Genomic DNA, 1,045 nt, shown 5'->3' on the forward strand with positions numbered 1-1,045 from the left:
AGCAGGAACGCGTGGAGGCACATCAGCCCGACCACCTCGGCCGATCCATACACGTAGCGCTCAAAACTGGCCTGGTCGTGTCGCTTCTGGCTGAGATCCATGCGCATCGACTCGAAGAAAGGGGCGGTCAACTCACTGCCGAACGACACCTCGCGCGCGGTCAACGCAAAAGCATGAACCACCAGATTGGCGCTGAAGCCATGCTCGATGGCGTGCTCGGTCTCGCGCTCGAGCGTGTCGAGAACCCGGCCGGCGCCCGGCATGTCCATCCCCGCTTGCTCGGCGGCACCATCCACGATCTCGTCGGCCACGCGCACGAGCGCGTAAATGTTCTCGACGTTTTGCCGAACACCGGGCCCGAGCAATCGGGAGGCGAGCCCGAACGACGTCGAATAGCGCCGGATGACGATGCTCGCCGTCTCCTCGGCGACGCGGTCATACAGCGAAAGTCTGACCGCCGCTTTCACGGGGTGCGGTGCGCTCACTTGACCCTGCCCAACACGGAATCGACAACCGGATGGAGCTCGGCTCGCAGCGCCGGCGAGATGTGTGGCTCGGCCAGTCGCGCGAGCGCACGGTTCGCGTAGTACCGAGCGAGCCCCTCGGCGAACGACCGGGCGCCGCAGTCAATGAGCACATCCCGAAGGCGCTGGGCCTGGGCATCGGTGAGTTCGGGATCGCCCAGCAGCGGCGAGACCTCCGCCCAGTCGCGGGTGCTCGTCGCGTAGGCGATGAGCACGGTGCGCTTGCCCTCCCGCAGGTCACCGATCGTCGTCTTGCCGGTCTCCTCCGCGAGGCCGAAGACCCAGAGAAGGTCATCCACAATCTGATAGGCGATGCCGATCTCACGACCAAAATCGCCGAGCGTGCTGACCACATCTTCGGAAGCACCCGCGAGAATCGCCCCGGCCTGCAGGGGGCACTCGAACGAGTAGACGGCGGTCTTGTAGCGCTCCATCGTGAGGATGTCGTCGACGCGGGGAACCTCGGTGGAGATCTGGAAGTCGACGTCGATCAGCTCGCCGGCCGCCGAGGCGAACAACGC

At 65.5% G+C, this 1,045-nt stretch carries 2 protein-coding genes; both read right to left on the reverse strand.

The features are described from left to right. The coding region (locus RMN95_RS08060) for a squalene/phytoene synthase family protein (protein WP_309616419.1) at positions 1-485 on the reverse strand (485 nt) is incomplete at its 3' end. Continuing rightward, on the reverse strand, positions 482-1,045 hold a 564-nt coding region (locus tag RMN95_RS08065; RefSeq protein WP_309616420.1), incomplete at its 5' end, for a polyprenyl synthetase family protein. The genes RMN95_RS08060 and RMN95_RS08065, both read right to left, overlap by 4 nt.

Origin of the sequence: Salinibacterium sp. (assembly GCF_031364185.1) — a bacterium.
GTDB lineage: Bacteria > Actinomycetota > Actinomycetes > Actinomycetales > Microbacteriaceae > Rhodoglobus.